Annotated in this window: 27 protein-coding genes and 2 riboswitches; of the genes, 9 read left to right on the top strand and 18 right to left on the bottom strand. The window is 66.5% G+C overall.

Annotation, left to right across the window (positions count from 1 at the left end; all coding sequences use genetic code 11):
- Positions 1–60 precede the first annotated feature (60 nt).
- The 5 genes from cobA to cbiE are packed head-to-tail and all read right to left on the bottom strand — an operon-like array spanning position 61 to position 4421.
- Positions 61–780 carry a uroporphyrinogen-III C-methyltransferase gene (cobA, locus tag RBB18_RS12190; protein ID WP_306111009.1) on the bottom strand — a complete coding sequence of 240 codons (720 nt, stop codon included), beginning with the start codon at positions 778–780 and terminating at the stop codon, positions 61–63.
- Positions 777–2087, bottom strand: a complete 1311-nt coding sequence (locus tag RBB18_RS12185) for a cobyrinate a,c-diamide synthase (RefSeq protein ID WP_306111008.1) — start codon at positions 2085–2087, stop codon at positions 777–779. The genes cobA and RBB18_RS12185 overlap by 4 nt, the downstream gene beginning before the upstream one ends.
- Positions 2084–2887: a precorrin-4 C(11)-methyltransferase gene (gene cobM / locus RBB18_RS12180; RefSeq protein WP_103762014.1), complete on the bottom strand. Its 804-nt coding sequence runs from the start codon at positions 2885–2887 to the stop codon at positions 2084–2086. The genes RBB18_RS12185 and cobM overlap by 4 nt, the downstream gene beginning before the upstream one ends.
- On the bottom strand, positions 2884–3240 hold the full coding sequence (locus RBB18_RS12175) for a cobalamin biosynthesis protein (protein WP_103762015.1): 357 nt from the start codon (positions 3238–3240) through the stop codon (positions 2884–2886). The genes cobM and RBB18_RS12175 overlap by 4 nt, the downstream gene beginning before the upstream one ends.
- On the bottom strand, positions 3237–4421 hold the full coding sequence (cbiE, locus tag RBB18_RS12170; RefSeq protein ID WP_103762016.1) for a precorrin-6y C5,15-methyltransferase (decarboxylating) subunit CbiE: 1185 nt from the start codon (positions 4419–4421) through the stop codon (positions 3237–3239). Before cbiE ends, RBB18_RS12175 begins: the two co-directional genes overlap by 4 nt.
- Between cbiE and RBB18_RS12165 the strand changes: the two genes are divergently transcribed.
- A complete protein-coding gene (locus RBB18_RS12165) occupies positions 4420–5169 on the top strand; it encodes a cobalt-precorrin-6A reductase (protein ID WP_306111007.1) in 750 nt (249 codons plus the stop codon). The genes cbiE and RBB18_RS12165 overlap by 2 nt on opposite strands.
- Here RBB18_RS12165 and cobJ read toward each other — a convergent pair.
- From cobJ to RBB18_RS12130, 7 genes are read right to left on the bottom strand one after another with little or no spacing between them, the layout of a single operon-like run.
- On the bottom strand, positions 5142–5894 hold the full coding sequence (cobJ, locus tag RBB18_RS12160) for a precorrin-3B C(17)-methyltransferase (protein WP_103762018.1): 753 nt from the start codon (positions 5892–5894) through the stop codon (positions 5142–5144). The two genes, RBB18_RS12165 and cobJ, sit on opposite strands and share 28 nt — an antisense overlap.
- Positions 5891–6622 carry a precorrin-2 C(20)-methyltransferase gene (locus tag RBB18_RS12155; RefSeq protein WP_103762019.1) on the bottom strand — a complete coding sequence of 244 codons (732 nt, stop codon included), beginning with the start codon at positions 6620–6622 and terminating at the stop codon, positions 5891–5893. The genes cobJ and RBB18_RS12155 overlap by 4 nt, the downstream gene beginning before the upstream one ends.
- On the bottom strand, positions 6619–7248 hold the full coding sequence (locus RBB18_RS12150) for a precorrin-8X methylmutase (RefSeq protein WP_103762020.1): 630 nt from the start codon (positions 7246–7248) through the stop codon (positions 6619–6621). Before RBB18_RS12150 ends, RBB18_RS12155 begins: the two co-directional genes overlap by 4 nt.
- Entirely contained in the window at positions 7248–8378 is a 1131-nt protein-coding gene (locus RBB18_RS12145) for a cobalamin biosynthesis protein CobG (protein ID WP_306111006.1), read from the bottom strand. The genes RBB18_RS12150 and RBB18_RS12145 overlap by 1 nt, the downstream gene beginning before the upstream one ends.
- Positions 8375–11650, bottom strand: a complete 3276-nt coding sequence (gene cobN, locus RBB18_RS12140; RefSeq protein ID WP_306111005.1) for a cobaltochelatase subunit CobN — start codon at positions 11648–11650, stop codon at positions 8375–8377. Before cobN ends, RBB18_RS12145 begins: the two co-directional genes overlap by 4 nt.
- 3 nt (positions 11651–11653) lie before the next feature.
- A complete protein-coding gene (gene cobW, locus RBB18_RS12135) occupies positions 11654–12706 on the bottom strand; it encodes a cobalamin biosynthesis protein CobW (RefSeq protein ID WP_103762023.1) in 1053 nt (350 codons plus the stop codon).
- The gene (locus tag RBB18_RS12130) at positions 12703–13080 is read right to left on the bottom strand and encodes a DUF1636 domain-containing protein (RefSeq protein WP_274594413.1); all 378 of its coding nucleotides are present in this window, start codon (positions 13078–13080) and stop codon (positions 12703–12705) included. Before RBB18_RS12130 ends, cobW begins: the two co-directional genes overlap by 4 nt.
- A 76-nt stretch (positions 13081–13156) precedes the next feature.
- Positions 13157–13357, bottom strand: a riboswitch (cobalamin riboswitch).
- 33 nt (positions 13358–13390) lie between these two features.
- Here RBB18_RS12130 and cobO point away from each other — a divergent pair.
- Both cobO and RBB18_RS12120 read left to right on the top strand, forming a co-directional pair.
- Positions 13391–14014: a cob(I)yrinic acid a,c-diamide adenosyltransferase gene (gene cobO, locus RBB18_RS12125; RefSeq protein WP_103762025.1), complete on the top strand. Its 624-nt coding sequence runs from the start codon at positions 13391–13393 to the stop codon at positions 14012–14014.
- Positions 14015–14078: 64 nt separating this feature from the next.
- Positions 14079–15524, top strand: a complete 1446-nt coding sequence (locus RBB18_RS12120; protein ID WP_103762026.1) for a cobyric acid synthase — start codon at positions 14079–14081, stop codon at positions 15522–15524.
- Between the two features lie 2 nt (positions 15525–15526).
- Here RBB18_RS12120 and cobD read toward each other — a convergent pair whose 3' ends face one another.
- Genes cobD through RBB18_RS12100 form a run of 4 tightly spaced genes read right to left on the bottom strand, consistent with a single transcriptional unit; the run spans position 15527 to position 18789 of the window.
- On the bottom strand, positions 15527–16501 hold the full coding sequence (gene cobD, locus RBB18_RS12115) for a threonine-phosphate decarboxylase CobD (RefSeq protein ID WP_306111004.1): 975 nt from the start codon (positions 16499–16501) through the stop codon (positions 15527–15529).
- Between the two features lie 7 nt (positions 16502–16508).
- A complete protein-coding gene (cbiB, locus tag RBB18_RS12110; RefSeq protein ID WP_103762028.1) occupies positions 16509–17444 on the bottom strand; it encodes an adenosylcobinamide-phosphate synthase CbiB in 936 nt (311 codons plus the stop codon).
- Positions 17441–18214 (bottom strand): hypothetical protein, encoded by a 774-nt coding sequence (locus tag RBB18_RS12105; RefSeq protein WP_103762029.1) that lies wholly within the window; start codon positions 18212–18214, stop codon positions 17441–17443. The genes cbiB and RBB18_RS12105 overlap by 4 nt, the downstream gene beginning before the upstream one ends.
- Positions 18211–18789, bottom strand: coding sequence for a histidine phosphatase family protein (locus tag RBB18_RS12100; RefSeq protein WP_103762475.1), 579 nt, complete (start codon positions 18787–18789; stop codon positions 18211–18213). The genes RBB18_RS12105 and RBB18_RS12100 overlap by 4 nt, the downstream gene beginning before the upstream one ends.
- 53 nt (positions 18790–18842) lie before the next feature.
- On the opposite strand from RBB18_RS12100, the gene cobU reads away from it, so the two are divergent.
- Genes cobU through RBB18_RS12085 form a run of 3 tightly spaced genes read left to right on the top strand, consistent with a single transcriptional unit; the run spans position 18843 to position 21095 of the window.
- Complete coding sequence (gene cobU, locus RBB18_RS12095; protein ID WP_103762030.1) at positions 18843–19373, top strand: bifunctional adenosylcobinamide kinase/adenosylcobinamide-phosphate guanylyltransferase; 531 nt, start codon at positions 18843–18845, stop codon at positions 19371–19373.
- Positions 19357–20373, top strand: coding sequence for a nicotinate-nucleotide--dimethylbenzimidazole phosphoribosyltransferase (cobT, locus tag RBB18_RS12090; RefSeq protein WP_103762031.1), 1017 nt, complete (start codon positions 19357–19359; stop codon positions 20371–20373). Before cobU ends, cobT begins: the two co-directional genes overlap by 17 nt.
- Positions 20370–21095, top strand: coding sequence for an adenosylcobinamide-GDP ribazoletransferase (locus RBB18_RS12085; protein ID WP_306111003.1), 726 nt, complete (start codon positions 20370–20372; stop codon positions 21093–21095). The genes cobT and RBB18_RS12085 overlap by 4 nt, the downstream gene beginning before the upstream one ends.
- Positions 21096–21114: 19 nt before the next feature.
- Here the strand turns inward: RBB18_RS12085 and bluB are convergent, their stop codons facing one another.
- A complete protein-coding gene (gene bluB, locus RBB18_RS12080) occupies positions 21115–21789 on the bottom strand; it encodes a 5,6-dimethylbenzimidazole synthase (protein WP_306111002.1) in 675 nt (224 codons plus the stop codon).
- 263 nt (positions 21790–22052) lie between these two features.
- Positions 22053–22259: riboswitch (cobalamin riboswitch) on the top strand.
- Positions 22260–22294: 35 nt separating this feature from the next.
- Here bluB and RBB18_RS12075 point away from each other — a divergent pair.
- The 3 genes from RBB18_RS12075 (at position 22295) to RBB18_RS12065 (ending at position 23749) form a co-directional block, all read left to right on the top strand.
- A complete protein-coding gene (locus RBB18_RS12075) occupies positions 22295–22471 on the top strand; it encodes a CbtB-domain containing protein (RefSeq protein WP_103762033.1) in 177 nt (58 codons plus the stop codon).
- Between the two features lie 4 nt (positions 22472–22475).
- A complete protein-coding gene (locus RBB18_RS12070; protein ID WP_306111001.1) occupies positions 22476–23177 on the top strand; it encodes a CbtA family protein in 702 nt (233 codons plus the stop codon).
- 74 nt (positions 23178–23251) lie between these two features.
- Positions 23252–23749 (top strand): hypothetical protein, encoded by a 498-nt coding sequence (locus RBB18_RS12065; RefSeq protein WP_103762477.1) that lies wholly within the window; start codon positions 23252–23254, stop codon positions 23747–23749.
- On the opposite strand, the gene RBB18_RS12060 is transcribed toward RBB18_RS12065, so the two are convergent.
- Positions 23739–24032: a DUF1636 family protein gene (locus tag RBB18_RS12060; protein ID WP_245890412.1), complete on the bottom strand. Its 294-nt coding sequence runs from the start codon at positions 24030–24032 to the stop codon at positions 23739–23741. The genes RBB18_RS12065 and RBB18_RS12060 overlap by 11 nt on opposite strands.
- Positions 24033–24893: the final 861 nt, after the last annotated feature.

Genomic DNA, 24893 nt, shown 5'->3' with positions numbered 1-24893 from the left:
GTCCGGTCCTGGCCCGTCGCGTCGCGCCGAGGGGGCGTGAATGTGGGGCGCGTCGTTGCATCATGTGTCTGCCAGCGAACCGTAAAGGATGAGGGCGGGATGGTCGCTGCTCTCTTGCGCCAGCAGGTCCGACAGGGTTGCGACGGTGTGGCGGGTGATCTTCTGTTCCGGGCGGCTGACGGCTTCGGCCAGGATCGCGGGGGTCGTGGGCTGCAGGCCAGACTCGATCAGGCGCGCGGCCAGTTGTGGAAAGGTGCGCTTGCCCATGAAGACGACGGTGGTCGCGGCCGGGTCGGCCAGGGCGGCCATGTTCACGTCCTCGGGCAGCGCGCCGGTGACGTCGTGGCCAGTGATGTATTGAACGCGACGGGCGGTCAGGCGGCGGGTCAGCGGAATGCCGGCGGCGGCCGCGGCGGCATTCGCGGAGGGAACGCCGGGGATGATCTCGTATGGAATTTGCTCTGCCTTGAGAGCGACTATTTCTTCTTCCAGTCGGCCGAACACACCGCTGTCGCCGGATTTCAGGCGCACGACGCGTTGATCCAGGCGGGCGTAATCCACGAGCAGGCGGCTGACATGGTCCTGGTTGGGCGAGTTGCGCCCGGCCCGCTTGCCCACGCCCACAAGGTCGGCCCCACGCCGTGCGTGGGCCAGGATCGGACCCGAAGACAGGTCATCGAACAGCACGACGTCGGCGCGCTTGAGCCGATCGACGGCCTTGAGCGTCAGCAGGTCGGGGTCGCCCGGACCCGAGGACACGAAGGAGACGAAGCCGGTCATGGCGTCTCGTCCCCGGTGATCAGGTGAAAGAACGTTCCGGACGCGTGACCCCGGGTTGAGCCGGTTTCCGGCACCGGGTTGCCATCGGCATCCGCCACCTGCGCCAGCGGGGCGTCGGGTTGGTCGAGGATGGTGGAATAGTGGAACTCGTGACCGCGCAGGGTTGCGCCTGCATCGAATCCCGGCATCGGGCCCGAAAGGGTCGCGCGGCGGTATCCAAGGTGGAACTTGCGCTTTTCATAGGAGGTGACGAGTCCCAAGAGCCCGGCCATTTCGTGGCGCGTTCCGTCCTTGTCGATCAGCGCCTGGCCGAGGGCCATGTAGCCGCCGCATTCGCCGTGGACCGGCTTTGACTCGGCGTGTTTGCGCAGGGCGGCGCGAAACCGCGTGGCGGCGGCAAGCTTGCCTGCGTGCAGTTCGGGATAGCCGCCGGGCAGCCAGACGAGATCGGCGTCGGGATCGGGGGCCTCGTCCGCCAGGGGAGAGAAGGGCAGGATCTGGGCCCCGGCGGCGTGCCAGCCTTCCAAAAGGTGCGGGTAGGTGAAGCTGAAGGCCGCGTCGCGGGCGATGGCGATGCGTTGCGCCGGGGGGCGGGGCAACGCGGCAGGCGCGGGCAGGGGCGCGCCTTGGGCGGCGGATTTGATCGCGTCAAGATTGACATTCTCGCGCAGGAAGGCGGCGTATCCGGCGATGGCGGCGTCGAGGTCGGGATGTTCGACCGCCTGGATCAGCCCCAGGTGCCGTTCCGGCAGGGTGAGGTCGCCGCGCCGGGGCAGGACGCCCAGCACCGGCAGCCCCGCGCGGTCCATCCCCAGCCGGGTCAGCCGCTCGTGGCGGGGCGAGGCGCAGCGGTTCAGGATGACCCCGGCGAAGGGCAGATCGGGCATGTATTGCCGGAATCCGAGAGCTGTGGCGGCGGCGGATTGCGCCTGGCCGCCCACGTCGAGCACCAGCACCACGGGCCAGCCCATGGCCTGCGCGGTTTCCGCACTTGACCCGAAGCCTTGCTGGCCGCGCGTGGCGACGCCGTCGTAGAGCCCCATCGAGCCTTCGGCCACGCAAATATCCGCGCCTGCGGCCTGCCCGGAGATGGCCTGCCAAAGGCCCTTGCCCATGGCCCAGCCGTCGAGGTTGAAGCTGTCGCGCCCGCAGGCGGCCTTGTGAAAGGCGGGGTCGATATAGTCGGGGCCGGACTTGAACGGTTGCACCTTGAGCCCGTCATCGGCCAGCGCCCGCAGGAGGCCCAGCATCACGGTCGTCTTGCCGGTGCCCGAGGAGGGGGCGGAGATCAGCAGGCCGGGACTCATGACGTGCCTTCGCTTTCCGGGGTCCAGTCCGACCAGGGACTGTCGGCGCTTTGGGGCCGGTAGCGGCGGTCGTAGCCCACGGCATAGAGGCAGGACTCGTCGAAGCCTTCGCCGGCAAGCGCGGGCCCGACGAGGATCAGTGCGGTGCGGGTGATGTCCTCGCCCAGGCGGGAGGCGATATCGCCAAGCGTGCCGCGGATGATCTGCTGATCCGGCCAGGAGGCGCGGTAGACCACGGCGACCGGACAGTCGGCGCCGTAGGCCGGGGTGAGATCGGCGATGACGGTTTCGAGGTTCTGGATCGACAGGTGGATCGCGAGCGTTGCGCCTGTGGCGGCGAAATTGGCCAGCGTCTCGCCCGCGGGCATCGAGGAGGCGCGACCGGGCGTGCGGGTCAGCACAACGGATTGCGCGATGCCGGGCAGGGTCAGTTCCGCGCCGAGGGCTGCGGCGGCGGCGGAGAAGGCCGGCACGCCCGGTGTGACAGACACGGGGATGTCGAGCGCCCGAAGCCGGCGCATCTGTTCGCCCATCGCCGACCAGACGGAAAGATCGCCGGAATGCAGGCGGGCCACATCGTGGCCGGCCCGGTGCGCGGTCTGTATTTCCGCGATGATCCGGTCGAGATCGAGCGGCGCCGTGTTGATGATTCGCGCACCGTCGGGGCAATGCGACAGCACTGCTTCGGGCACGAGAGAGCCTGCGTAGAGGCAGACCGGGCAGGACGCGATGATGTCGCGGCCGCGCAGCGTGAGAAGATCGGGCGCGCCGGGACCGGCGCCGATGAAGTGAACGGTCATGGGGTCTTTCCTTGGGCCAGGGCACAGGTGGCCATGCGATCGGTTGAAACGGAGCGGGGGGGCAGCAGCGTCGCGCCGGGACCTGCGGCGGCAAGGGCCGCGGCTTCGGCGACAGAGCCGGTGCCGCGTGCGCGCAGGGACGCCGCGGAGGTGCTCTGCGTGGCTTGCTGCGCCAGGTCTTCGGGCGGTATCGCGTGCAGGGGCAGGCCAAGTTCACGGGCGAAGGGCGCCAGTTGATCGGCCTTGTCCTGCGCGGTGGCCAGCGCATCGGGCGCGCCGCCGGTCCGGGCCAGCGCGTCGCGGAACGATGCGCGCGTGGCGCGCGTGGTGAAACCCATCCCGGCGACGATCATGGAAAGCTCCATTGCGTGATCGGATAGGCTTGCGCCCAGCCGCGTTTGCGTCCCATGGGTTGGGCTTGTGCCACTTCGAAGCGGTGCAGCTCGCCGCCGCGGCGGGCATGGGCGTCGGCCAGAAGCGCCTCGGATTCCAGGGTGACCGCGTTGGCGACGATGCGCACGCCTTCCAAGGCCTCGACATAGGCCAGAAGCGGAGCCGACAGACCGCCGCCGATGAAGATGGCGTCGGGTTTCGGCAGGTATTTCAGAGCGGCGGGGGCCGAGCCTTCGACCACGTGCAGGCGGTCGACGCCGAGCGCGCGGGCATTGGCGTTGATCAGCGCGATACGGTCGGCGCGGGGCTCGACGACGCTGGCCGTGAGGGACGCGTCACACAGCAGCCATTCGATCCCGACTGTGCCAGAGCCGCCGCCGATGTCCCAAAGGTGCTCGCCCGGCCGGGGGGCCAGCGCAGAGAGGGTCAGCGCCCGGACGTGGCGCTTGGTCATGACGCCGTCGGTTTCAAAGAGCGTGTCGGGCAGGCCGCTGGCGAGGGGCAGGACGGGGCCGTCGCCCGCGACCTCGACCGCGGCGCAGACCGGGTGGGCGAAGTCGCCGGACAAGTTGTCGGCGGTGGCGTGCGTCGTCCGTTCTCGAGGTCCGCCCAGTACTTCCATCACGGTCACCGCCGACGCGCCGAACCCGGTGTCGCACAGGTAGGCCGCAAGCTCTGTCACCGCGTCGCCGTCGCGCAGCAGGACGATCAGGCGTGCGCCCGGCGCCAGGTGCGAGCGCAGTCGCGTCAGCGGCGCTGCGTGCAAGCCCGTGCAGATCGTGCGGTCGAGCGGCCAGCCGAGGCGATTGGCCGCCAGCGAAAACGTCGACCGGCCCGGATAGGCGTGCCACTCGTTTCGGTCCAGATGCGCGGTGATCGTCGTGCCCGCGCCGAACCAGAACGGGTCACCGGACGCCAGGACGACGCAGGGCGTGCCGCGCAGGGCCAGCAGGTCTTCGACCCCCTTGGAAAAAGGCACGGGCCAAGGGATCGTGCGGGCGGATGTCTCGATCAGCGACAGGTGCCGCTGTGGCCCCATGACGATTTCCGCGGTGTCCAGCGCGGATCGGCTTGCGGCGCACAGGCCGCCCGGGCCATCTTCGCCCAGACCAATGATCGTAAGCCACGGAGCCTCAGACATGACACCGACCGTTCTGCTGCTGGGTGGCACGACCGAAGCCATACTTGTGGGGCAGGCACTGGCCGCGCGGGGCGTCCGTACGACGATCAGCCTTGCGGGACGGGTCAAGACCCCCGCGGAGCAGCCGCTGCCGTTGCGCATTGGCGGGTTTGGCGGTGTGGATGGGTTGGTTGCCCACCTCAAGGCCGAAGGCGTGACCCATGTGATCGACGCGACCCATCCCTTTGCCGCGCAGATGAGCGCCAACGCGGTTGCCGCCTGTGATGCGTTGGACCTGCCCTTGCTGGCGCTGACCCGGGCGCCGTGGCAGGCCGGGGGGCAGGATCGCTGGACCCATGTGCCGGATGTAGAGGGCGCGGTGGCCGCGCTGGCCGGTCCGGCGCGTCGCGTTTTCCTGGCGCTGGGCCGGATGAACCTGCCCGCCTTTTCCGCGCAGCCGCAGCACGACTACCTGTTGCGGCTGGTCGATACGCCGGATCGGTTGCCGTTGCCCAAGGCCCAAGTCGTCGTAGATCGCGGCCCGTTCGAGGTAGAGGGAGATCTGGCATTGATGCGGGCGCACGGCACCGAACTGATCGTGTCCAAGAACGCGGGCGGCACGGGGGCGCAGGCCAAGATCTTCGCCGCGCGCCAACTTGGCCTTCCGGTGGTCATGATCGACCGGCCCACCATCCCGGCCCGTGCGGAAACGCATAGCGTCGAAGAGGCGCTGGACTGGCTTCATGGCGCCACCGCGCGCGGCGTATAGACGAGGGTCGCGCCGCGCCGTTCGATGAGCCGGGTGGTAGAGTTGCCGACAAGGACGACCGTGCGCATATCGGCCATTTCGGGTGTGCACTGTGACAAGGGCACGATCTGCAACGTTTCCTCGGGGGTGCTGACGGCGCGGGCGAAGATCACCGGGCGATCGTCGCCACAGGCGTCGTTCAGGATGTCCAGTGTTTTGGCAAAGCCTTCGGGCCGGGATTTCGACCGTGGATTGTAGAAGGCCATAGCGAAATCAGCCTCTGCCGCGAGACGCAGCCGCTTTTCGATCAGCGCCCATGGCTTGAGGTTGTCGCTGAGGTTAATGGCGCAGAAATCGTGTCCGAGGGGTGCCCCGGCGCGCGCGGCGGCGGCCAGCATGGCGGTGATGCCGGGAAGGACGCGGATGTCGAGCTCGCGCCATTCGGGCGGCCCCGCCTCGACCGCCTCGAACACTGCCGAGGCCATTGCAAAGACGCCTGGATCGCCCGAGGACACGACGACCACGCGCTTGCCCGCGCCGGCCATGTCCAGCGCGTGGCGAGCGCGGTCCAGCTCGACGCGGTTGTCGGAGGGGTGCAGCGTCAGTCCCGGACGTTCGGCCACGCGGGCGACGTAGGGAATGTAGCCGACCACGTCCGTGGCCTGGGCAAGTGCTGCGGTAACCTCGGGCGTCACCAGGTCGTCCGCGCCGGGGCCGAGGCCTGCTATGACAACGCTTCCCGTCATGGGCGTCGACCCTGCCCGTGCACGAGGATGATCGAGAAATAGGGCGTGATCTTGTCCTCGGCCTCGGACAGGCGTTGCACCGTCTGGTTGGGCATCGAGGCGTATTCCACCAGCCATGCCGCGTCGTACCGGCCTGCGCGGCGCAGCGCGCGGCGGATCTTTTCGATGTTGCGGCCGATCTTCATGATCACCAGCGCGTCGGCCCGCGTCATGTGTTCGGCCAGCATATCCTCGGGCAGGGTGCCCATCAGGGTCGAAAGCACGTCGTCGCCCCAGGTGATCGGCGCGTCGGTGGCCGTCCATGCGGCGGACATGCCGGTGATGGCGGGCACGACCTGCACCGGGCAGTGGTCGCAAAGGCGTGAATGCAGGTGCATGAAAGAGCCGTAGAAGAACGGATCGCCTTCGCAGACGATCACCAGGTCCTCGCCCGCGTCGGACAGGGCGCGCAGGCGGTCGGTGCAGGTCTCGTAGAATACCGACAGCATTTCGTTGTAGCGCGGATCGGTCAGCGGAATTTCGGTTGTGACGGGGTATTCCATGGCGATCTCGGTCACGTCGGGGCGCAGCATCCCCTCGACGATTCGCCGGGCCTGTCCCTGCCGCCCCGCCTTGCGGAAAAACGCGACGTGCCGCGCGCCGCGCAGCAGGCGGTCGGCCTTGACCGACAGAAGCTCGGGGTCGCCGGGGCCGAGGCCCACGCCCCAGATCGTGCCGGGCGTGCTCATTCCGCGCGGCTCGCGACGGCGTTGATGGCGGCCACGGTGATGGCGCTGCCGCCAAGGCGACCCTCGACGATGCAGCAGGGCACGGGCTGATCGGCCCAGAGCGCATCCTTCGATTCGCGCGCGCCGACAAAGCCGACGGGACAGCCGATGATGGCCGCCGGGCGCGGGCAATCCGGATCTTCGAGCATGTTGAGAAGATGGAAAAGAGCGGTGGGCGCGTTGCCGATCGCTACCACGGCCCCGGCGAGTTTTGGGCGCCACAGTTCCAGTGCCGCGGCGGAGCGCGTGTTGCCCATCTCGCGCGCACGCTCGACGATGCCGTCGGCGTGAAGGGTGCAGATCACCTCGTTGTCGGCGGGAAGACGGCTGCGCGTGACGCCTTCGGAGACCATGCGCGCATCGCAGAAGATCGGCGCGCCGTTTTCAAGCGCGGCGCGGGCGGTTCTGGCGAAGCCGGGGGAGAAGCGCACATGCTCTTCCAGCCCGACCATGCCGGCGGCGTGGATCATGCGGACGGCGATGGATTCTTCATCGCGGTCGAACCGCGACAGCGCGGCTTCGGCCCGTATGGTGGCGAAGCTTTCGCGGTAGATGGCCGCGCCGTCCTTTTCGTATTCGTATGGCATCAAATGGTCTCGTTCAGGTCTTCGGGGCGGAGGCCCCGTGCGCAGGGTGTGTCCCACGGCGCTCCGTTGCGGACAAGGTCGAAACGTCCGTCGCGCCCGGTCAGGGTGGTGTCTGCGGCGCGAGGAAGGGCGCAGCCCTTGGCGCAGCCGGAGACGTGCAAGGTGCCGGAAACGTGGGGTGCGAGATGGCGGGCGATATCCATGGTGGCCACGGTCGCCTGCGGGCAGAAGGGCGCACCGGGGCAGGCGTGGGCGGACATGAGCGGATTGCCGGGTTCGATGACGAAGGGCGTGTCACCGGGCGTGCCGCCCAACAGCAGGAAGAGACGGTTCAGCATCAGGCGGATGTGCGATGCGCCGCTGGTTTCCAGCAGGGTTCGCAGGTCTTCGGCGGCCAGTTTTCCGAAAGGTGCGCCGAGGATGAAACCTTCGGAGACTGCGCCCGGGATGCAGGAGGCGCTCTGAGGTCGCGGTTTTGCCTGGGTCCAGGCTTGGGGAAGGGGTTGCTTGGCGAGGTGCCGCGCCATGCGGCCCGCCGCGTGGCCGCCGGTGTCGGTGAACCATCTAGCCAGGTCCAGAAGGGCGGATGTGGCCGAGGCCTCTGTCACGGGGCGGGCCTTGAGCGCGCCGTCGGCGCGCAGGAGAAGCGCGCCGGAGGTGTCCAGTTCGAACCGGAAATCCGCCGAGCCGTCGCCAAGGCAGGCGTCGGGGCCGGTGTCGATGGTAAAGCCCATCTTTTGAGGCAGATCGGGCAGGTCCGGAATGGTGGCGAGGACCCTGTCATAGAGTCGGTCGGTCAGCCCGCCCGCATCGCGCCGAGCCGGGACGAGGATGTTGCGATGCCCCTCGATGGCGGGGTCGGCATCAATTAGGCCGAGCGCGTCGAGCGCGGCGAGCAGGGCGGAATGGTCGGCCTCGGCGACGCCGCGCAATTGCAGGTTGGCGCGCGAGGTGAGGTCGATCACGCCGTTGCCGTAACGCTGCGACAACTCGCACAAGGCCAGCACTTGCGCCTTGGTCAGCTCGGCCCGGAAGGGGCGCACGCGCACGACCAGCCCGTCGCCCGACAACATCGGGCGGTGCGCGCCGGGGCACCAGCCCTTGACGATTGGGTGTGTCGCGCCGCTCATGTGCTGTCCTCCAGCCCGGCCCGGATCGCGTTGCGACGGGTTTGCCAAAGCCTAGCCTCAAGCAACGCGCGGAACCTGTCTTGCATGGCGGCATGGGCCTCGGGGTTGGCCTCTCGCAGAAAAGCGTCGGTGTCCGGGTCGCCCAGGGTCGCATCATGGTAGGCGTCGAAGAGATGCGGACCGACGACCTGAGCCAGATGGGCGAAGGCGCCCATGTGGTCGAGCGTGGCGGCGATTTCGGCGGCGCCTCGGAACCCGTGCCGCTTCATGCCTGCGATCCAGCCGGGGTTGGTGGCGCGGGCATGGACGACGCGGGCGATCTCCTCGGGCAGGGTGCGGGCGCGGGGGCGCGCGGGATCGCTGTTGTCGAGATGGTAAAGCTCGGCCCGCCCGCCGGTCACCGATTGCGCGGCGGCGAACCCGGCCTCGTGCGTGGCATAGTCGGCAGCGAGCAAAAGGTCGGTTTCGGGCAGATCCTGAAGGTGAACGAAGCTGTCGGCGTTTTCGACTCGGGCGCGTATACCGGCCTCGTCGCGGGTGGCGTGGTCGCCGTCAAGCGCCCATGCGGAGGCGGAGAGCCAGGCCTTGCCCGCTTGGGTGCGGGCCTCTGCGGTATAGGTTTCGGGCGCTGTGCCCATGCCGAGGCCGAAGCTGCCGGGGGCGGGGCCATAGACGCGCGCGCCCGAGGCGTGACCGGCATAGGGGTTCCAGTCGGGGGCTTCGTCGCGCTGTTCCAGCGCACGTACCGCTTGTGAGTAGAGGCCCGAGAGCGTCGGAAATACGTCTCGGAACAGACCCGAGACGCGCAACGTGACGTCAATGCGGGGGCGGTCGAGTTCGGCGATGGGCAGGACCTCAAGCCCCGAGACCCGTTCCGAGCCCGTGTCCCAGACCGGCTTGACACCCAGCAGGTGCAGGGCCATGGCAAATTCCTCGCCCGCCGTGCGCATGGTGGCTGAACCCCAAAGATCGACAATCAGGCCGCGGGGCCAGTCGCCTTCTTCCTGAAGATGACGCCGGATCAGTTCCTCAGCCAGCTTGACGCCTTGTGTGTGTGCGGCTCGCGTGGGAACCGAGCGGGGATCGGTGGTGAAGAGGTTGCGCCCGGTGGGCAGAACGTCGTCGCGGCCGCGATAGGGCGAGCCGGAGGGGCCAGCCGGGATGCGCCGCCCGTCGAGCGCGTCGAGGAGGGACTGCCGCTCGGCCTGGGCGCTGCAAACCATCGGTTCCGCGTCGGTATCCGGTTGGCCCCAGATGTGCAGGCCGTCGCCGAACATGCTTTCCTTTATGTCGCAGACAAAGCGGTCGATGCGGGTGATCGCCTCGGCGGTCGATGTGGCGCGGTCGAGGCCCAGATCGTCCTCGACACCCAGGGCCTGCGCCTCGGCGCGGATATCGGCCTGCAGGCGGTCGCGGCGGCGGGGGTCGAGCCCGTCGGCGGTCGAAAATTCGTCCAGCAGCGATTCCAGCGTCGACAGGCGGTCGGGTGCTGCGCTGGCCTGCATCGGTGGGGGCACGTGGCCCAGGGTCACGGCGCCGATGCGGCGCTTGGCCTGCGCGGCCTCGCCGGGGTCGTTGACGATGAAAGGGTAGATGACGGGCATCGTGCCGGTCAGTGCCTCGGGCCAGCAGGCGGGCGAAAGGGCGACGGCTTTGCCCGGCAGCCATTCCAGTGTGCCATGCGCGCCGATGTGAACGAGCGCGTCGGCCTGGGTTTGCAGCCAGAGGTAGAAGGCGACATACGCGTGGCGCGGCACGCGGGACAGGTCGTGGTAATCATCGTCGCGGGTCTTGGGCGTTCCGCGTTCGGGTTGCAGCGCGACGATGGCGTTGCCGAGGCGCAGAGCGGCGAAACGGAACTCCCCGCCCACTGCATCGGCGTCGTCTTCGGGCCGGCCCCACGCCAAGTACAGGTCCTCGCGCAGAGGCGCGGGTAGGCGCGCCAGCAGCGTCTTGTACTCCGATAACGCCAGGCGCATGTCGCGCGCCAGCAGGCGGTCTTCCAATGCCGCCGGAGTCTCGTCCACCGAATAGCCTGCCTCGCGCAGGTCCGACAGGATGGCGCGGGCCGAGGCGGGGGCGTCGAGGCCCACGGCGTGGCCCATCTGCCAGTCCTTGCCGGGATAGGTGGAGAGGATGATCGCTGGCCGGCGCGTGGCGGCGGGTGTTGCCGCGAGGTCGAGCCAGCCTTGCACGCGGGCCACGAGTGCGGCGGTCAGGTCCGGTTCGGCCCGGTGTGCGAAGCGGGAGAATTCCAGGTCGGGATCGCGCACGCCCGGTTCCTTGAACGAGATCGTGCCGCCGGTCAGCCGCCCGTCGACCTCGGGCAGGACGATGTGCATGGCAAGGTCGGCGGGCGAAAGACCGCGCTCGGACCCGTCCCAGGCGTCGCGGGTGGAGGTGGCCAGCGCTGCCTGGAAGACCGGCACGTTGCCGGCGTCGAGCGGCGAGGTGCCGTCGTCGCCCTTGCCGGAAAATGCGGTGGCGTTGACGATGGCGTGGGGCGCGTAAGCCTGCACCTGCCGGCGCAGCCAGCCCGCCGCCTCGGGGGCTTTGAGCGACGGGGTGAAGAGGGCGCGGACATGATGGCCCCGTGCCTGGAAGGCCCGCATCAGCGCCTCGATCGGGGCGAGGTCGGCGGCCACCACGTAGGAGCGGTAGAAGACGATCAGGATGCGGGTCTGCGTGACGGGCAGGTCGGCGAGAGGGCAGCAGGCGCCATGCTCGGGCGTCCAGGCGCCGACCATGGGCAGCACCTTGGCCCCGCGCACTGGCGCGGCGTAAAGGCCGGCGGCGAGCGCCAGTTGTTGCAGGGCGGCCTGTGCCGCGACGCTGCCGCCGTTGTCGCAAAGCTCTGCAAGGCGCCGCAAGGTCGAGACGGGCAGGGTGGAATAGGCGTCAAGCCGGGGGTCGGGCCGGCCGTCGGCGGGCAGGACGGCGAGCGCGATGCCTTTTTCCTGCGCCAGGGCCAGCACCTGCTGTAGCCCGTATTCCCAGTAGGGCACGCCGCCGATCAGCCGGATCAGGATGCCCTTGGCGCCGGCCAGCGTCTGTTCGACATAGGTGTCGAGCGACAGCGGATGCCGCAGGGCGGTGAGGTTTGCCAGGCGCACGTCGGGCAGGCTGTCGCGCCGCCGGTGCCATCCTTCCGCGAAGGCGCCAAGGTCGCTGTCGGAAAACGACAAGACCACCAGGTCCGCCGGGCTTTGTCCCAGGTCGGTCGGGGTGTCGGTTTCTTCCAGACCGTGGCTTTCGCGGAAGACGACGTGCATCGGTTACTCGGCCGCCTCGGCCGGAGCCAGTACGGCGCGGATCGCGTCGATATTCACGTCGTCATGCTCGGCGATGACAACGAGGCGCCCGCGGCGGGCCTCGTCCGGTTTCCACGGGCGGTCATATTGATGGCGCACGCGCGCGCCCACCGCCTGCACCAGAAGGCGCATCGGCTTGCCGGCGACGCTGGCATAGCCCTTGACGCGCAGGATGTTCTGGTTGTTGGCGAGATCCTCGATGCGGCGCACCAGATCGGAAGGATCACCCAGTTCCGGGATGTCGATGACGATGGATTCGAAATCGTCATGCTCGTGGTCGTCGTGATCGTCGTGGTGGCTGGGTCGGGCGTCCATGTCATCCTCGGCGGCGGCTTCGAGCCCGAGGATCACGCGGGGATCGACGACGCCCTCGGCGACCTCGACCACGGGCAGGGGGCGGGGGGCTTCGGCGGCGATGACCTCTTTCGCCTTGGCCACGCCGTCGGGGCCGGCAAGGTCGGGCTTGGTCAGCAGGATGATGTCGGCGCAGGAGATCTGGTCCTCGAACACCTCCGACAGAGGGGTTTCGTGGTCGATGCTGTCATCGGCGAGGCGCTGGGCATCGACCCGGGCCACATCGGGGGCGAAGCGGCCTGCCGCGACGGCCTCGGCATCGGCCAGCGCGATGACGCCGTCGACGGTGATTTTGGAGCGGATATCGGGCCAGTCGAACGCCTTGAGCAGAGGCTTGGGCAGAGCCAGGCCGCTGGTTTCGATCAGGATGTGATCGGGGCGCGGATCGAGCGCCATCAGCGCCTCGATCGTCGGGATGAAATCGTCGGCCACGGTGCAGCAGATGCACCCATTGGCCAGTTCCATGATATTTTCCGCCGGGCAATCGGGAATGGCGCAGCTTTTCAAAATGTCTCCGTCGACGCCTACATCGCCGAACTCGTTGACGACCACGGCCAGACGGCGGCCGCCGGGGTTCTGCATCAGGTGGCGCACCAGGGTTGTCTTGCCGGAGCCCAGAAAGCCCGTAATGACGGTGACGGGAAGTTTTGCAAGATCGGTCATTGGTCAGCCTTTGCAGTCAGGGGTGGGATGCGCGCAACGCAGTTGCGCTTGAAATGTTCGGGGCGTTGGCGCCACGGGATCAGCCCGTCCTCGGTCTGCTGATAGAGGACCGCGCCCTCCAGCAGCATGTCGGGATGCGACGTTTCATCGAGATTTCCGTACAGATACGTCCAGCGTTCGCCGCCGCGCATGGCGGCGGTGCAGCCAGCGTCGCAGTTTTGCAGGCATTCGACGGGGGTCACGGTGACGCCGTCGGGCAGCGCACGCGCCGTAACCTCGTCATAGAGGCGCTGGCCGGGGCGGCGCTCGTCCTCGGGAGTTTCCTGCCCCTTGCGGCACTTGATGCAGATCAGCAGTTCTATGCGCGCGCTCATGTGTCCTCCACTGTCGGGGGTGCGCGCGGGGGTGGCGGGTGGCCACCCATCCGAGCCCGGCACACCCCGTCCGGTCCGTCTGTTCCTTCTTGTTGGCAGGTCTCCCGGCTTGCGGTTTCGGGCCCTTCGGCCCACGGTTTCCGGCCTTCCCGGCATTGCGCCAGTGGCGGTGGAAACCTTCCCGGTTCACGGTCGCGGGGGCGGCTGTGCCTGGCGCAATGCGCTGCACATTCCCTTTTCACCTGTTTACACAGGCACCAACACGGTGCGACATGCTGCGAAAACCCACCTTGTGTCAAGGAGACGTCCCATGTCCGACCCGTCCGAAGCGGAAAAGACTGCCCGCCACAACGAGAAGATGAAGAAGATAAAGGCCGCGCGGGACCGGATGATGGCGGACAAGACCGAGGAGAAAGGCTTGGTCATGGTCCATACCGGACCGGGCAAGGGCAAGTCGTCTTCGGGATTCGGGATGATTCTGCGCTGCATCGCGCATGGGATGCCCTGCGCGGTGGTGCAGTTCATCAAGGGCAACTGGGTGACCGGAGAGGCCGAGATGCTGCGCAACCGCTTTTCGGACGAATGCCGGTTCTTCATTTCGGGCGAAGGGTTCACCTGGGAGACGCAGGACCGGGAACGCGATATCGCCGCCGCGCAGAACGGCTGGACCATCGCCAAGGAGCAGATTCGCGATCCCGAGATGAAGTTCGTGCTGCTGGACGAGATCAACATCGCGTTGCGCTATGACTATATCGACATCGACGAGGTCGTGGACTTTTTGCTGCACGAGAAACCGGCGATGACGCATGTCTGCCTGACGGGGCGCAATGCCAAGCCCGAACTGATCGAGGCGGCCGACTTGGTGACCGAGATGAGCCTGGTGAAGCATCCGTTCCGGGATGGGATCAAAGCCCAGAAGGGTGTCGAGTTCTGATGCGTCCTATCGTGGTCCTCGGGGATAGTCGCCAGAGGCCAATACCTGGTATCGAGGTCCGCCCATGCCTGCAATAATGATTCAGGGCACGGGGTCCAATGTCGGCAAGTCGATGCTGGTGGCCGGCCTGTGCCGGGCCGCGCGGCATCGAGGCTTGAGTGTGGCGCCGTTCAAGCCGCAGAACATGTCGAACAACGCCGCAGTGACGGCGGACGGTGGCGAGATCGGCCGTGCGCAGGCGTTGCAGGCGATGGCCTGTGGGGTGACGTTGCACACCGATATGAATCCGGTTCTGCTGAAGCCTGAAACGGATGTCGGGGCGCAGGTGATCGTGCAAGGCAAGCGTCTGACCACGGCAAAGGCGCTGGAGTATTCCAAGTTGAAACCGACGCTGATGTCGGCCGTTCAGGACAGTTTTGCCAGACTGAGGGCACAGCATGATCTTGTGATTGTCGAGGGGGCAGGCTCGCCCGCCGAGATCAACCTGCGGAAGGGCGACATTGCGAATATGGGCTTTGCCGAGGCGGCGGATGTGCCCGTGGTCCTGTGTGGCGATATCGATCGCGGCGGTGTCATTGCGCAGATCGTCGGCACGCAGGCGGTTCTGCCGAAGGCGGATGCCGCGCGTATCGGTGGCTTTCTGGTCAACAAGTTCCGCGGCGATCCGACGCTTTTCGAGGATGGATACCGGGAAATCGAAGCGCGCACCGGCTGGCGCGGCTATGGCGTGGCGCAGTGGTTTCCCGAGGCGTGGCGGTTGCCGGCGGAGGACGCGCTGGATATCGCCGACAGCCCGGTTCAGGGCGCGTTTCACATCGTCTGCCTGCAATTGTCACGGATCGCGAATTTCGACGACCTGGACCCGCTGACGCAGGAGCCGGGCGTGCGCGTGACCATGTTGGAACCGGGGCAGGTGTTGCCGCTTGATTCGGATCTGGTGATCATTCCGGGCTCGAAATCGACACGCGGTGATCTGGACTTCCTCCGCCGGCAGGGGTGGGACGTCGACCTTTTGGCGCATCACCGGCGGGGCGGCAGGGTGCTGGGCATCTGCGGCGGTTACCAGATGCTTGGCCGTAACGTCTCGGATCCGGAAGGAATCGAGGGGCCGCCGGGGGACTCGCCGGGACTCGGATTGCTGGATATCGAGACGGTCATGGGGGGCGACAAGAGCGTGACCCAGGTTGACGCGCACCACGTGGGGCTGGATCTTCCATTTGCCGGGTACGAGATTCATATCGGCCGCAGTGACGGGTCGGACCGCGCGAGACCGTTCGCCAGGGTGGATGGCGTGGCCGAGGGGGCGGTGTCTGCCGATGGTCGCGTGGCGGGCAGCTATCTGCACGGGATGTTCGGCGATGACAGGTTCCGAGCGACTTGGCTTAACTCGAACGGGGCCGATGCCTCGGATCTGGGATATCAAGCCATGGTGGAGCGCACGCTGGATGAACTGGCGGCGCATCTTGAGACGCATCTGGATGTTGCGGGTCTTTTGGCGCTTGCAAGATGAGGTCAGGCGGCGCCGATTGCCTCGTCCAACTGCTGCCAGCGGGTTTGCGGTGGCAGTCCGAGGCGTAGCCAACGGTCTGAATAGGGGAAGATGCGCGACCACACTCTGTGCATTGCGAGGGTCTCTTGTACCTTATGCGCATCGGGCACTTCGTAGGTGCGAAAGAGCGGGGTACCTCCGACCAGCGTCCAGTTGGCGCGGGAGGCGAAGGAATCCAGCCGCGCGGCGTCTTGGGTCAGCCTTTCGACCGTGCGCGCCTGCCACCCGGTGTCGGCCAGCGCCGCGCAGGCTATTTCGATGGCGGGACCCGAGACGGGCCATGGGCCTGCCAGATCGCCAAGACGGTCGGCGACCGCCCCCGAGGCGAGGGCGAAACCGAGCCGCAGGCCCGCGAGACCGTAGAACTTTCCGAAGGACCGCAGGACGACGCAATTGACAGGACAGTCTATGGAGCCGATGGAAAGGTGCGGCTCTGGATCTGCAAAGCTTTCGTCGACAATAAGCAGCCCCACATCGGAGGCGAGGTCGAGTAATGCCTCGGGCGCGGTGCGACGGCCGTCGGGATTGTTGGGGTTGACCACCACCGCAAGGTCCGAGCCACGCAGGGCGTTTACCGACGCGACCTCTTCGACCTGCCAGCCGCAGGCCCTGAGGGCGGCGGCGTGTTCGTTGTAGGTGGGTGCCAGGACGGTGGCGCGGCCTGGCTTGGCCAGCCACGGCACCAGTTGGATGACGCCCTGTGCGCCGTTCATCGGGATGACGCGCAGGGACGTGGCGTAGGCGCTGGCCGCCGCGTCGCGCAACCGCGCCAGGTCGGATTTGCGCGGCAGAACTGCCCAGGCGTCGCCGGAGATCGGCGGCACAGGGTAGGGTTCGGGATTGATGCCCGTCGACAAATCGAGCCAGTCGGCGGGGGCACCGCCCAGCCTTGCAATGGCGGCGTCCAAGTTGCCGCCGTGATCTCGGACTTCCGTCATGATGCCCTTAGAGCAGCGCAAGACCGGCCAGCGCAAGGGCGCAAAGTGTCATCGCGCGCCGGTAGAGCGACAAGGCGCGCAACAGATCTTCGGGGGTCGGATCGGGGGCGGCGCCGTTCAACCAGGGCTCGTCGTTGGCGCGCCCGTCATAGATGCGGGGGCCGGACAGCCGGACGTTCAGGGCACCGGCCATCGCGGACTCGGGCCAGCCCGCATTCGGGGACCGGTGCCCGGGCGCGTCCTGCTGCATCACGTGAAGCGTGTGAAAGAACGCCCCCGAGACCAGTGCGAAGAAGATGCCGGTCAGGCGGGCGGGGAGCCAGTTGACGCAATCATCCAGCCGGGCGGCGGCTTTGCCGAAGGCCTCGAACCGGTCGTTGCGGTGGCCGATCATGGAATCCATGGTGTTGATGGCCTTGTAGGCGGCGATGCCGGGCAGGCCCAGGATCACGCCCCAGAAGACAGGAGCGATGATGCCGTCGGAGGTATTCTCGGCAAGGCTTTCGGTGGCTGCCCGCGCGATGGCCGGCGGATCAAGTTGGCACGGGTCGCGCCCGACGATCATGCTGACGGCGTGACGGGCAACTGGCGTATCCCCGGCGGCCAGCGGGCGCGCCACGGCGGCAACATGTGCGTGCATGGAACGCATGGCGACCAGCGGCCAGGCCAGCCCTGCGCCGATCATTGCGCCGACCCAACCGTGGGGCAGGACAGCCTGAACGAGCAGAGCGGGCAGGCCAGCGAGAAGGGTGATGCCCGTGACCGTCACTGCGCCGGCGATCAGACACCGGCGGCGGGAGCCGGTGTTTAGCCGGCGCTCGGCCATGTTAATGGCCTGGCCAAGCCAGGTGACGGGGTGGCCGATACGGGCGTAGAGCCTGTCGGGCCAGCCAAAGGCGAGGTCCAGCGCCAGAGCGCCCAGCATCATCAGTGCGAAACTCATGCGCGGCCCGTCTCGAAGTTGAAAACGGATGTGAGGCCCGCTTCTTGCAACGCGGCTGCGCCTTCTGGCGGGATGGTTCCCGGTGCAAAGATCAACCCGCGAGCGGATCCAGTATGGGCGCGCACTGTGCCCAATGCGCCGAGATCCCTTGCGAGATCGGCCATCGGATCGCACGGGCCACGACGCGCTGTGCAGCGACGCGCGGACTCCGAGGCGATGGCAGCAACACGGGGAAGGTCGCGTGCCAAGGTCGCATCGGCCCATTCATCGGCTAGGTCCGACACGTCGTCGAATGCATCGTCCTGTGCGTCGGTACAGAGGGGCGCGCCCCACAGACCGCCAAGGATCGTGGCACTGGGCGGGGCGGGCATCGCTCTGATCACCTCACCCGACCGCGACGCCCAGAGGTGCTGATCGGGCGCGTAGAACATTAGCGGGTCGGTGGCGCCCTCGATGGCGATGCAAGCCTTGGCCAACTGTTCGGGTGTGCCGCCATACCCTGCTGCTCTGGCGGCCGCCACCAGCGTTGCCGTCGATCCGCCTGCCCCGATGCCAAGCGCGAAATTGCGGCTTGCGCCGGGAAGGGCACCCAGCCCCAGGTCGCTTGCAAAGCGGGCGAGTTGATCCGCGTTGAAAGGCAAGGCCTCCTCGGACGGGGCCGTGACGCGCATCGCGGAACAGGCCAGGGTGATCAGGGCGACGGGCCCCGAAGGCCCGAGCCGGCCCTGAATCCATTCACCGAAATGACCGCAGACCGTGGCATGCGTCATGTGCGGTTGACCTCGATCACCGAAAACGGGCCGTCGGGGCCACACCGCAGCCGCGTTACCGACAGGTGCGCCACCTCGAATGCCAGCCCGCCGGGGCCGTGTCCGGTCACGAAGCCGAGCGCGGCGCGGATCACGCCGGCATGAACGACCAGCGCCACCGGGCCGTGCGCCGCGGCGTGGCGCCCATACTCGATCAGGGTGGGGGACACGCGCGCGCAGAGGTCGTCGAAACTTTCGCCGCCGGGTGATCGGTGGGCTGCCAGGGTCGCGCTGTCCAAAACGCCGATGTCGGGTAGCGCGTCAAGCGCCATGCCGTCATGCGTGCCGAAGTCCTGCTCCCAAAGCCGTGTATCCTGTTCGTATGTGCCGAAAATCGCGTCGGCTGTCTGGAGGCAGCGTCGTGCCGGACTGCTGATGACCCGCGAGATGGAGGTCAGCCGATCTTTGAGTTGGGCGACCGCCTTGGTGTCGAGGGCAGCCTCGACATCGGTGCGGCCATAGAGGCGTCCCGGAACGGCCACTTGGGCGTGACGGATCAGGACAAGCTCTGGCCGGATGGGCGCAACGGGTTCCAAGACGTCGCCTTTCAGCTTTCTTTTTTCCTCGAAAAGTGCTTTCCCACGCTGCAATGAAAAAGTCGATACTCATCACCGGGGGGGCACGTTCCGGCAAGTCCGCACTGGCAGAACGGATGGCTTTGCAGCCCGCCGGCCGGGCGATCTATATCGCCACGGCGCGTCTGCACGCTGGCGATGACGAGATGGCCGAGCGCGTGGCGAAACACAAGGCGCGGCGCGGTGCGGCGTGGCAGGATGTTCATGCGCCGACCGACCTGGCCGGAGCATTGCAAGACACCGATGGTACACTGCCTCGGCTCGTCGATTGCCTGACGCTGTGGTTGACCAACCTCATCCTGGAAGACAGCGATTGGTGGGGCGAGACCGGCAGGTTGGTCAAGACGCTGGAGCGCCAGGCCGCGCCGGTCGTTTTTGTTACCAACGAGGTGGGGCAGGGGATCGTCCCGGAGAACAAGCTGGCCCGGCTGTTCCGCGATGCCGCGGGGCAGGTGAACCAATCCGTGGCGCAGGCCTGTGAAGAGGTTTGGCTGACCGTGGCGGGCTACCCGATGAAGGTGAAGCCGAATGACCATTCTTTCTGACGTCTCGTCGCTGGACGAGGTTGCGGGCCTCGCCGGTAGTTTGCCCCTATCCGACGATAAGGCGGCCGAGGCGGCGCTGGCGCGACAGAACAGCCTGACCAAGCCGCCGGGCGCGCTGGGGCGGCTGGAGGAACTGGCTATCTTCATGGCGGGTTGGCAAGGCAGGGAACGGCCCGCCATCGCCAGCGCGCAGTCCCTGGTCTTTGCGGGCAATCACGGTGTCTGCGCGCAGGGGGTCAATCCGTTTCCACAGGATGTGACGGCGCAGATGGTGGCGAATTTCGAGAACGGCGGCGCCGCGATCAATCAATTGTGCCGCGCGAACGAGGCCAATCTGTCGGTGATTGCGCTGGAGCTGGACCGGCCGACTGCGGATATCACCGCCGCGCCGGCCATGTCGGACGCTGATACACTGGACGCCCTGCGCCGCGGGGCCGCGGCCGTCGATCCCGCCGTCAGCGTCTTGATCCTCGGCGAGATGGGTATCGGCAATTCGACCATCGCCGCCGCGATGGCCAAGGGCGCATTCGGCGGAGACGCGGCGCTTTGGGTCGGGAAGGGAACGGGGTCAGATGACGCAGGGGTCGCGCGCAAGATCGACGTGGTGTCACGCGCCTGCACGCTTCACGCGGATGCCGTTGGGCTGGACATTCTTGCCCGGCTCGGCGGGAGGGAGCAGGCGGCGATCTGCGGCGCCGTGCTGGAGGCGCGGGCGCGGCGTATTCCGGTCATCCTCGACGGGTTCATCTGCACGGCCGCGACCGTGCCGCTTTTTGCTGCCGACCGGCAGTTTCTCGACCATTGCCTTGTCGGTCATGTCAGCCGTGAGCCGGGCCATGCGCGGCTTTTGTCGGAACTGGGGATGCGGCCGATCCTGTCGCTGGACATGGCGCTGGGCGAAGGGTCGGGCGCGGCGATTGCGCTGGGCGTGTTGCGCGCGGCGCTGGCCTGCCACAACGGGATGGCGACATTTGCCGAGGCGGGGGTGTCGGGTCAATGAACCTGCAAGCGCGCGTTGCCGAGTTTCAATTGGCGGTGATGCTGCTGACCCGGCTTCCGGCGGGTCGGATCGGTGACGACCCGCCGACGATGCTGGCCGCAAGGTGGGCGTTCGTGCCGGTGGGGTCCGTTGTCGGCGCTCTGACGTGGATGATTTTCAGTCTGGCGGAGGCGATTGGCGCGCCGGATCAAATTTCGGCTCTCCTGGCGTTGGGCGCAATGGCGCTGGTCACTGGAGCGCTGCATTTCGATGGGTTTGCGGATTTTGCCGACGGCCATGGTGGCGGACGTGACAAGGCGCACGCGCTGGAGATCATGCGCGACAGCCGCATCGGCAGCTACGGCGTGGTTGCGGTGGGGGTGGTCGCGGCGCTGTGGGCGGTGTCCGTGGCCGCCGCCGATCCCGGCTTTTGGGCGTTCGTCGGCGCAGCGATGCTGAGCCGGGGGGGCATGGTCGCGGTCCAGGAGAGTCTTACCCCGGCCCGCGCGGATGGTCTGGGGAAAAGCGCGGCGGGCCGCAGCAGGGCCGCGCGGGGCGTTCTCGCGGCTTTGGCGGCTGTGGCGCTGGTGATTTCGCCTTGGACGCTGCTGGCCTGCGCGATGGTGACAGTTGCCATCGGCTGGCTGGCATGGCGAAAAATCGGCGGACAGACCGGCGATGTTCTGGGGGCCGTGCAAATGGTCTCGGAAACCGCGATCTGGGTCACGCTGGCGTGCCTTTGACGGCCTTTTTGCCGGGCTGTCAGTCCTGCCAGCCCTCGTACATGATAAGGTCATCGAGCGATATCCGCTGCCGCCACCCCTTGGCTGCCAGTTCGGGCTGGTCGTAGAGCTGATCGACATATCCCACGCAGAGATAGGCCACCAGCTCGACATGTTCGGGGATGCCGAGCAGAGCGGCGATTTCGCGGTGATCGAAGATGCTGACCCATCCCACGCCGATCCCCTCGGCGCGGGCGGCGAGCCATAGGTTCTGCACCGCGCAGACTGTCGAATAAAGGTCCATGTCACGGTTGTGCGTGCGCCCGAGGATCACCTTTCCGCCGCGGGTACGATCGCAGGTAACCACGATATTGAGCGGCGCTTTGGTGATCCCTTCGAGCTTCAGCGACCTGTAGGCGGACTGACGATCATCGGGGAACATGGCGGCGGCTTCTTCGTTGGCGCGGTTGAAGATGCTGTGCACCTGGGTTCTGAGTTCGGCGTCACGCAACAGAATGAAGTTCCACGGCTGCATGAAGCCGACGGAGGGCGCGGCGTGGGCCGCTGCGAGGATTCGGCGCAGCGCGTCTTCGTCGATCGGGTCTGGTAGGAACTCGTTCCGCACGTCGCGGCGCGCCTCGATGATGTCGTAGAGACATTGCCTTTCGTGCGAGGAAAAGACACGCGCCGGACTTGGCTTGAGTTGATCCGCCATGGAGGGGCTCCGGGATGGATGCTGCGAGTTTCAGGCGACCCTATCGGAGGGCGATGTCGTGTGAAAAGCGTCGGCAAGCGTCATTGCTTTGATGTCCGGCGCGGCGGTTGTCGTGTCTATGTCAGAGTGGGGCGGGACTTTGCAAGCCTGACACAGAGTACGTTTCCAAGCCGGCCTGGGACGTTGGCTTCGCGGTTGAGCCGCTGGGTTCGAGATTCGCCTATCGTTTTGCGTTGTATTGTTGACAGGTCGCGGTGCTTGCTAGACTAACGAGAGTGATCAGTTCCATTTCCGCAAGAAATGGAGAACAGGGAACGCGGTGCGCCTGAAAACATTCGGCAACTCCGTGGCTGTCCCCGCAACTGTAGGCGGCGAATCAGGCTGAATACGTCACTGGAGCAATCCGGGAAGGCCAGCCAGACGATGAAGACCCGCAAGCCAGGAGACCTGCTGATCGCGACTGAAACCACAAGGCCTTCGGGTGTGAAGGCAAAGAGGTACTACTATGATTGTAAAGACTGCATCCACCGCACAGGCAACATCGGCCTCCGGGCTGGTTTCGGTGATCGCCATCGCCGCGCTGGGCCTTGGCGTGATCTTCGTGGCAGGCCACGTTCAGGCCGCGGCGCTGCACGACGCGGCGCATGACGTGCGTCACGCCACCGGCTTCCCCTGCCACTGAACCGATGTTCACGCGTCTGCTGACCAGCGCCTTGTTCGCTGGCGCTGCCGCAGGGTTGATTATCGCCCTGTTGCAGCTTCTTTTCGTTCAACCGGTCCTTCTTCATGCCGAGCTTTATGAAGGTGGCGACCTGGTGCATTTCGGGACCGAATCGACCGCTTCAGCCACGCCAGAGCTGCCGGGCTTCGATGCCGTGCGGGATGGTTTGAGTATCATTTTCACGATGCTGATCTATTCCGGTTACGCGATGATCCTGGTGGCGCTGATGTCGCTGGCTGAAAGCCGTGGTGCGGCAATCGACGCTCGCACGGGCCTGATCTGGGGCGTTGCCGGGTTTGTCGCGGTACACCTTGCACCGGGCTTTACCCTCGCGCCGGAAGTTCCGGGCGTGGCTGCGGCGGATGTCTACGAGCGCCAGATCTGGTGGTTTGCAACCGTGCTGACGGCCGCGATCGCCATGTGGCTGATCGCGTTCAGCCGGAACTGGGCCGGATGGGGTGCAGCCGTTGTGCTCTTACTGGCGCCGCATGTCATCGGTGCGCCCGAGCCTGAAGTCTTTACCGGACCGGTTCCGACCGAGATCGGCGCCTTGTTCGCGTCGCGCGCTCTTGGAACCGGACTGGCCGCCTGGGTCATGCTGGGGGCCTTCGCGGGCTTCTTTTGGTCGCGCGAAAGTGAAACGACCGGCCAGGCTCAGACCGTCTGACACTGGCACATCATTGCTCGGGCGCGTGCCTTGCGCGCCCGTTCTCTTTATCGAACATGACGTTGGATTCGCCCATGGACCGTTCCATTCCAATGCTTCTTATCGGCCTCGTTTTCGGCGGGGGACTTGGATTCACGGTGGCTGCGGCGAACGGCGTCACCTTTGACGGGCATGATCATGGCGATCCGGCTCCTCATGGCGGTCCTGAGCAGCACGCCGGCGCGGCCATGCACGATCATGGCGCCATGTTGTCGGTCCCGGCGGGCGCCGATGCGCCGAAGCTGGAGATCGAGGTGACGCCTGATCCGTCCGCCGGCTGGAACCTGCATATCATGACCGAGAACTTTCGGCTCTCGCCGGAGAATGCCAGCCGCGCCCATGTTCCGGGCGAAGGACATGCCCATGTCTATGCCAACGGCGTCAAGCTGGCTCGCGTCTATGGCCCCTGGATGCATCTGGAGACCCTGCCCGAAGGCGAGGTGGAACTTGAGGTGGTATTGAACAGTAACGATCACCGGCCACTGGCCGTGGGCGGTGCTCCGGTTGCGCAGAGCGTCATGCTCAGCAACTGAGCGCCGGGACGCGGCCGACCAGACAAAACCGAAGTCTACCGCATGGCTGCGCGTCCTCGATCCAGCCGTCGGGGGCGGCAAGATAGGCGTGCAAGGTTGCGACGATATCTTCTGCATCCGCCGCCGGATCTACCCCGTTGAAGAAATATATGGCCCGGCCCGGCCCCTGCATAGCCATGGAAACCGGACTGGCACAGCCATTCATGCACCCGCGTTCGACGATACTCACCGCGTCTGCCAGCCCTGTGGCCGTCAATTCCTCGCGCAGAGGTCCAAAGTCCAAAGGACCGCAGTTCTGACAGAAATGGACAGTGGCGGAGGGGTTCATTCGGTGTCTCGCGTTGCGTCGTCACGTTGAGGCATACAGATCCTGCGCCTCTGGTCAATTCGGGCAGGATTTTGAGGCGTGGCCCGGACCGCTCAGCGTCTCGGGCTTTCCAGTTGGGCATCTGCCTCCCTGCGGTCAAACGCAACCGCACAGGCGTTCAGCAGGGCGCTGTCGCTGTGCCAAGGGCGATTGGCGGATCGCATATCGATGACCGTCACCGTTTGAAGTCAGCGCCAAGGGGACGGTTTAAGCTGGTTTGATAAGGGAACGTTTCGAGAACCTGAGTTGAGGCAACGTGTCGGCATGCTAGCTGAAACGCTGCATCGGGCTTTCCAGCCAACCCGATCTCTCTCGGGATTGCCCTTCTAGGCATGTTGTATCCTGATGATGCAAATAGATGGAGCGGCAAAAGAACCGATGAAGGGGTGTGTAGATGGGGTATCTGGCTGCTGACCCGTGGCATCGGGCGGCATGGCCGTGGCACCACCGCCCGATCACTTGATACACGCAGGAAATAGACAAAACGCGGTGCATCCAAATTTGTCGCTCGGCCTTTCGTCGATACCGATTCAGAGAATTTCCTGCCGATAATCCGATCGTTGGGTGTCGAAACTATCATGTTCGTCGCCTCGTCAGCGAAGGTCTGATCCGCACTGTGGACGTTGTCGAGTCGACTAATAAAAGCCCGATAAGACGAAAGTGCTGAAGCGCCTAGGGCGCATTATGTACATGTCTAGATGGGCGTATTGCCGACCTTCGCTGCACGATGGCGGAACGTCTGCTTATTGGATCCAAAGAAGGTTGATGTCTTTTTTC

This window comes from Roseovarius sp. MMSF_3298, assembly GCF_030733705.1.
Classification (GTDB): domain Bacteria; phylum Pseudomonadota; class Alphaproteobacteria; order Rhodobacterales; family Rhodobacteraceae; genus Roseovarius; species Roseovarius confluentis.
Note: the sequence above shows the minus strand (reverse complement) of the source record. Positions and strands in the feature narration are given on the sequence as shown.